The sequence below is a fragment of the Jeotgalicoccus huakuii genome (genome assembly GCF_036665975.1).
Classification (GTDB): domain Bacteria; phylum Bacillota; class Bacilli; order Staphylococcales; family Salinicoccaceae; genus Jeotgalicoccus; species Jeotgalicoccus marinus.
This window is the reverse complement of sequence record NZ_JAVIYN010000004.1, coordinates 126,506-133,332: the sequence shown is the minus strand read 5'-3', so window position 1 is coordinate 133,332 and position 6,827 is coordinate 126,506. Positions and strand designations below refer to the sequence as shown.

At 37.7% G+C, this 6,827-nt stretch carries 6 protein-coding genes; 1 reads left to right on the top strand and 5 read right to left on the bottom strand.

The window, feature by feature from the left end; all coding sequences use genetic code 11:
- Positions 1-14 precede the first annotated feature (14 nt).
- The 4 genes from leuS to V6E76_RS03600 all read right to left on the bottom strand — a co-directional run bounded on the left by leuS (position 15) and on the right by V6E76_RS03600 (position 5,409).
- On the bottom strand, positions 15-2,429 hold the full coding sequence (gene leuS, locus V6E76_RS03615; RefSeq protein ID WP_247349419.1) for a leucine--tRNA ligase: 2,415 nt from the start codon (positions 2,427-2,429) through the stop codon (positions 15-17).
- A gap of 233 nt (positions 2,430-2,662) precedes the next feature.
- Positions 2,663-3,124, bottom strand: a complete 462-nt coding sequence (locus tag V6E76_RS03610; protein WP_247349408.1) for a methylated-DNA--[protein]-cysteine S-methyltransferase — start codon at positions 3,122-3,124, stop codon at positions 2,663-2,665.
- Between the two features lie 4 nt (positions 3,125-3,128).
- A complete protein-coding gene (locus V6E76_RS03605) occupies positions 3,129-4,688 on the bottom strand; it encodes a hypothetical protein (protein WP_499797706.1) in 1,560 nt (519 codons plus the stop codon).
- Positions 4,663-5,409, bottom strand: a complete 747-nt coding sequence (locus V6E76_RS03600; protein WP_247349393.1) for an ABC transporter ATP-binding protein — start codon at positions 5,407-5,409, stop codon at positions 4,663-4,665. The genes V6E76_RS03605 and V6E76_RS03600 overlap by 26 nt, the downstream gene beginning before the upstream one ends.
- A 51-nt stretch (positions 5,410-5,460) precedes the next feature.
- Here V6E76_RS03600 and mnmM point away from each other — a divergent pair, with 51 nt between their 5' ends.
- The gene (gene mnmM / locus V6E76_RS03595; protein ID WP_247349391.1) at positions 5,461-6,006 is read left to right on the top strand and encodes a tRNA 5-(aminomethyl)-2-thiouridylate-methyltransferase MnmM; all 546 of its coding nucleotides are present in this window, start codon (positions 5,461-5,463) and stop codon (positions 6,004-6,006) included.
- On the opposite strand, the gene V6E76_RS03590 is transcribed toward mnmM, so the two are convergent.
- Positions 6,003-6,812: an alpha/beta hydrolase gene (locus V6E76_RS03590; RefSeq protein ID WP_247349389.1), complete on the bottom strand. Its 810-nt coding sequence runs from the start codon at positions 6,810-6,812 to the stop codon at positions 6,003-6,005. The genes mnmM and V6E76_RS03590 overlap by 4 nt on opposite strands.
- Between the last annotated feature and the right edge of the window lie 15 nt (positions 6,813-6,827).

The window sequence follows — 6,827 nt, the reverse complement described above, 5'->3', positions numbered from 1 at the left end:
GTTTCTCAATTCTCTTAATTTGCAACAATGTTAACAAGTTTACCGGGGACGACAATCACTTTTCTAATCGTTTTTCCTTCAACTTGTGATTTAACTGTCTCGTCATCTAATGCGATACTTTCTAATTCATCTTTAGAAATATCAACCGCAACATTTAACTTCGTTTTAACTTTACCGTTAATTTGAACAACAACTTCCACTGTATCTTCAATGAGTTTAGTTTCGTCAAATGTTGGCCATTCGCTGTAAGCAACAGTATCTTCATTACCAAGGCGCTGCCATAACTCTTCAGCTAAGTGGGGTGCAACTGGAGAAAGTAGTTTAACAAAACCTTCTATATAAGTTTTATTTATTCCCTCAGCCTTATAACCTTCATTTACAAAGACCATCAATTGTGAAATACCTGTGTTAAATAACAAGTTGTCAAAGTCACTAGATACTTTTTTCACCGTTTCATTGTATACTTTATCAAGCTCTGGGGTATCTTTAGTAACTACTTTCGAAGAGACTTCACCTGTCGATTCATCAATAATCAAACGCCAAACGCGGTCTAGAAATCGTCTCGCACCATCTAAGCCATTTTCACTCCATGCAATGGACGCGTCTAAAGGTCCCATGAACATCTCGTAAAGTCTTAGTGTATCCGCCCCGTGTGAGTAAATAATATCATCCGGATTAACGACGTTACCCTTAGATTTACTCATTTTCTCATTGCCTTCACCAAGGATCATACCCTGGTTATACAGTTTTTGGAACGGCTCTTTTGTAGGTACTGCTCCAATATCGTAAAGTACTTTATGCCAGAATCTCGCATATAGTAAATGAAGTACAGCGTGCTCTGCACCACCAATATATAGATCAACTGGTAGCCAGTGTTTCAATTTCTCTGGGTCGGCAATCATTTCGTCATTGTGTGGATCAATGAAACGTAGGAAATACCAACTTGAGCCTGCCCACTGTGGCATAGTATTCGTTTCACGACGCCCTTTCACACCATCTTCTCTCACTACATTAACCCAATCCGTATTATTGGCAAGTGGCGACTCGCCTGTTCCTGATGGCTTAATTTCAGTCATAACAGGTAATTCAAGCGGTAGCTCATTCTCTGGTACTGTTGACATCGTTCCATCTTCCCAGTGAATCACTGGAATTGGCTCTCCCCAGTAACGTTGACGACTAAATAGCCAGTCTCTCAAGCGGTAAGTTGTCTTCGCCTCGCCACTACCATTTTCTTCAAGGAGTTCAATGGCTTTCTGAATACCTTCGTTTAAGCCAAGTCCATTTAAAGGGCCTGAATTAATATGTGGTCCCTCACCAGTGAATGCTTCTTCTTCAACATTACCACCGTCTAGAACAGGAATAATATCCAGACCAAAAGTTTTCGCAAATTCATAGTCACGTTCATCATGAGCAGGAACAGCCATTATCGCACCTGTTCCATATGACGCCAAGACATAATCTGCTATCCATATCGGTAATTTCTCACCACTTAATGGATTCACTGCATAAGCACCAGTAAACACACCAGTTTTTTCTTTGGCAAGATCAGTACGTTCAAGCTCACTCTTATGGGCTGCAGCAGTTTGATAGGCTTCAATAGCCTCTCTTTGTTCATCAGTCGTAATTTCATCGATTAATTTATGTTCTGGTGAAAGGACTGCGTATGTTGCCCCGTAAATTGTATCCGGGCGTGTTGTAAAAGCGCTAAAGGATGTACCCGTACCATCGATTTCAAATGTAATATTCGCACCCTCAGATTTACCGATCCAATTACGTTGCATATCTTTTAGTGACTCAGGCCAATCTAGTTCATCTAGGTCTTTTAGTAAACGCTCTGCATATTCAGTGATGCGTAGCACCCATTGTCTCATCGGCTTACGCACAACCGGATGTCCACCACGTTCACTCTTACCATCAATAACCTCTTCATTAGCAAGTACTGTCCCTAGCGCTTCACACCAGTTCACAGGTACTTCATCTACATAAGCGAGACCTTTGTTATATAACTGGATAAAAATCCACTGTGTCCACTTATAGTAGCTAGGATCTGTCGTATTGATTTCACGATCCCAGTCATAAGAAAAACCAAGTGCTTTAATTTGTCGACGGAAATTATCGATATTCTTTTCATTAAAGGCATGAATATCATTACCTGTATCAATCGCATATTGTTCAGCAGGCAAACCAAATGCGTCCCAGCCCATTGGATGTAAAACATCATAACCTTGCATACGTTTCATACGGCTAACTATATCCGTTGCTGTATACCCTTCAGGGTGCCCAACATGAAGCCCCGCTCCAGATGGATATGGGAACATATCTAAGGCATAGAACTTTTTATTGCCTTTATTTTCTTGTGTTTTAAAAGTTTTGTTCTCTTCCCAGAACTTTTGCCACTTTTGTTCAATATCTCTGTGCTTAAACGTCATTTCTTTCTCCTCCTGAAATTAAAAAATCCCATATCTAAAAAAGATATGGGACGATCTATAAGACCGCGGTACCACCCGCATTCACATTTATGTGCAACTTTGATTACTATTCATTTAACACAGACAAGTTCACTTGATTTTCATACTGGTTTACACCAACCACCAGCTCGCTTAAATAAAAATTTCAGTTACTACTTCTGATAATATTAATATATCCGAATCTTCCATAATTATCAAGCTTGCTCAATATTTAATAATAGTTTCTTCTTATCTAAGCCACCAGTGTAGCCACCATATCCTCCATCACTCGCTATAACACGGTGACATGGGATAATAATAGATATTGGGTTTTTTCCATTGGCATTCGCAACAGCCCTTGAATAATTACTTCCTGAAATTCTATTGGCGAGCGTTTTATAACTGATTGTTTGGCCAAAAGGTATTTTGGCTAATTCTTCCCACACGCTTCTTTGAAAGTCTGTTCCCGACCCAGTAAAGTCTACTGGAACATCAAATTGCTTTCTTTTACCTTCAAAGTATTCATATAATTCATTGATACATTGATCAAGTACTGCATTCTTTACATCACTGTCTGATGTTTCGTCACAGTAATTAATGTGAGTGATTGCCTGATCATTCGCTTTGATTTCTAAGTAACCAACCGGGAATTTTTCATAATATGTGTACTCTGTCATATTATCAGTCCTTATAAGTTATTTTGTAACCCTCATCATGCTTCTTAGCAGTTTTCCTAATACAGAAATAAGCGAGAACAAGGCATAGTACTGTTATGGAGATCAATAGAGTAAACATCGCTTGATGATTGATGACATTATTACCATCAACAACTTCAAACACTAAACTCGAAATACGACCGACGGCTAAAATCAGGACAAAAATGGTTGTTGTAATAATCACATTACTCGCAGTATCTAATCGGTTGGCAGGGCTCTTTTTAGAGACTACTGGACTCATTAAACCGATTACCATGCCTATGGGTATAACCGTTAGGACAGTTAAAATTGAGAGTATTATCGTATACATTAAGGCTGCCAATGTCGGTGTAATAATGAAGTAAATTACAATGCTAAGCACTACATAAACCGGTAGAATAGTGACGATATTATATATATACTTTGCACGCATTAAAGTCAATCCATTTACTGGTAAGAGCTTTAAAAACTGATAATGACTCGCGTCTCTTGCGGTATTCATAGCGGACACAAAAAGTGAAATCATCACCGCGCCTGCAAACCCTATAGCAATTATAACCTGATCTGGGTTCAATACCCCACCAAACATGACAGGATTAGCGGCGACTAAATAAAGAAATATGAATGGAAATAAATACTGTGGTAAGACGACAGACCATTCCTTAAAGTCACGAAAGGTCAGTTTTAAATCTTTTTTAATTAGAGATCTTATCGGATGATCCACAGTCGTTTTCACACTGCCATGGTATCTATTCACATTATCATTAACATTCCCATTAATGAAGGCTTGGGTCACACTGGAAATAGTCAAACGAACTAAAGTTGTAATCAGTAAAACGAGAGCGATGTTTACGACTATCGTCATTATTAGTGACGGTTTATAAAGATATCCCGCATATAAAAAATTGATTTCTGGCATCATCTCTATGATTTGAATTAAATACTGACCACCGATTGTCATTATTAAGAATGGGAGTACTGAAGCAAAACCACCGACTAGGGTTAAGACTTCCCCTACTCTTTTTGCTGAAGAGATCTTAGTCACTAAAAAGACTAAACCATACGCTACTGCTATAGTCAGTACGCCAAGTGCAACAAAGTACATCAGACTATTGATGAGTATCACTGGATGACTATACCGAATTGTGAGTGCCGTACCAACGATGACAGCTAAAATTAAATTGATTGGGAAAACTTTAAAGCTGTATTGTATAATCATCTTCGCTGTAAAAAGATGCGTTGGTTTTATTGGTAACAGTAAATAGGACTCTATATTTTTGTCCATAAACATCTCTTTAATAATGCCGTTGACTAAAAACAGAGCATGTATAATAAGTACAGATAAACTAAGTAGTATGAGTGCTTTTGGTATCAAGCTTTCTTCTGCATTAATAAAGAATGTACTCATGAGCATCCACGTCATTGGCAAGAGCACCATCATAATAATGAAAGCTAAGATAACATAAACGAGTATTTTAGATGTGTCTAAGGCCTTGAGATAATTAATTTTAGATTGAGTTTCAAGCTTCAGTATCTGTTTCAACATCTTCTTTTTCACCACCTGTTAAACTTAAGAAGATGTCTTCTAGACTACCCTGACTACCATCTTTTAACTCTTCTAGTGTCCCTGTAATTTTAATCTCACCATTATATATAATACATATTCTATCTGCAATTTCTTCAGCTAAACTCAAAGTATGTGTGGTTAGAAATACCGTGTTTCCCGCTTTTACATAGGCCTTTAAATAATCCTTTAAAAGACGGTTACTCTTTGGGTCGAGTCCAACTGTCGGTTCATCTAAGAATAAAAGTTCAGGAGAATGCATGAGGGCAGAGGTTAAGACAAGTTTTTGACGCATACCGTGAGAATATTCTTCAACTAAAGTACCAAGTGCCTGATCAATTTCAAACATTTTACTTAGTTCGTCTCGTTTATTCCCATAAACTACTTCATCCATCTGATATACACTTGCAATAAAGTTCAAGTATTCAGAACCTGTCAATTTGCCCATAATATCCGGTGTATCTGGGACAAAACTCATCCGTCTTTTTATATCTACTTGGTTTAAATCCATCTTACTTCCAAAGATTTCAATCATACCGCTTGTGGGTTCAACTAATCCGGTTAACATTTTTATTGTTGTAGACTTCCCTGATCCATTGGGTCCAAGGTAGGCAAACAACTCTCCACTTTTGACGGTGAAGTCAATATCATTGACTGCTATCTTGTCACTATATTTTTTTGAAAGCTGAGTGACTTCGATCATACTAAGTGCCTCATTTCTTGTGATAAGATTAATAGAAGAAAGGATGAAACTATGCTTAAAAAAATTCTACCCACCGCTAAAGATTACATAGAAGAAATTATTGAGTCGACAGACCTTGTCGTCGATGCGACCTGTGGCAATGGTCATGATAGTCAATTCTTATCATCTCTAGTACCTAATGGCACCGTATATAGCTTTGACATACAACAAGATGCCATTTTAAAAGCCAAAGAAAAATATCCGGCACCAAATATACAATACATTCAAGATGGGCATGAGAATGTCGATCAATATATCCAAAAAGATATCAAAGCTGCAATCTTTAATCTCGGCTATCTCCCAGGTGGGAATAAATCAATTACAACCATCCCTGAGACCACCATTACCGCTCTTAGAAAATTATTCGCCATGTTAAGTGTTGGTGGCAGAATTGCCATTGTGGTCTACCATGGGCATGAGAGCGGTAAAATAGAACGTGATAAACTCATTCATGAACTGTCGACTTGGCCTCAAGAAACATGCCAAGTTTTAGAATATAAATATATCAATCAAAAAAATCATGCGCCATTCTTATTGCTGATAGAAAAATCAGCCTAATTTTTAGGAATTAATCCGATACTAAAGAGCTGTGTATTTATAAACTGGTCTAAGAGATAATATGGATATTCAATATCTTCTCGTTGGAAAATACTGTGTTCATTGGATTCCATCATTATAAATCTAAAATCAGCTGATAAGTTTCGTTTCATATACTTAGCAGATAAGTATGGGTTTATAATTTGATTGTCATCTGTCATGATGCACAAAATCGGTACATCACCGACTTCATCCATAGTCTCTGATGTTGCCTTCATCTGATTGATGACAGTCTTATACCACTGATAACTCACCTTATCGACGATAAGTTCATCTTCTTTATAACGGTTAAGGAAGTTTTTATCCTCAGTAAAATAAGATAATTTAATGCCTGGATTAAATCTTGTTTCATCACTCGTCATTCGCACACTCGTTAAAATAGTATTTTTCCTATTCATAAATGATTGTTTAAATGATAAGAGTGGATTTAAAAGGATTAATCCGTCTGGTTGAATTCTTCCTTGTCGAGTTGCTTCAATAGCAATCAAGCCACCTAGGCCCTGGCCGATGACAAAGGTTGGTAACTCATAATCTAAGGCAAGGTTATGCCATTCAGCGATGCGTTCTGTATATTGATCAAAATTATTAATATGCCCTTTATTAACACGCGTCGTTTGACCATGACCTGGTAAATCCCCAATGATGACATGATAACCATCGCGGCGAAGCTTGACTGTAAGTGCATCGTAATATTCATGATGTTCTAATAAGTCATGAACGATAACAACAGCACCCTTCGCTTCATTTTCAGTTTCCCACTTCCACATATGCTGGCTCCTTAC

Bases quoted from the DNA above. Each gene is read 5' to 3' on its own strand.
- leuS (WP_247349419.1), bottom strand. From the start codon at position 2,429: ATGACGTTTAAGCACAGAGATATTGAACAAAAGTGGCAAAAGTTCTGG.
- V6E76_RS03610 (WP_247349408.1), bottom strand. From the start codon at position 3,124: ATGACAGAGTACACATATTATGAAAAATTCCCGGTTGGTTACTTAGAA.
- V6E76_RS03605 (WP_499797706.1), bottom strand. From the start codon at position 4,688: ATGTTGAAACAGATACTGAAGCTTGAAACTCAATCTAAAATTAATTAT.
- mnmM (WP_247349391.1), top strand. From the start codon at position 5,461: ATGCTTAAAAAAATTCTACCCACCGCTAAAGATTACATAGAAGAAATT.
- V6E76_RS03600 (WP_247349393.1), bottom strand. From the start codon at position 5,409: ATGATCGAAGTCACTCAGCTTTCAAAAAAATATAGTGACAAGATAGCA.
- V6E76_RS03590 (WP_247349389.1), bottom strand. From the start codon at position 6,812: ATGTGGAAGTGGGAAACTGAAAATGAAGCGAAGGGTGCTGTTGTTATC.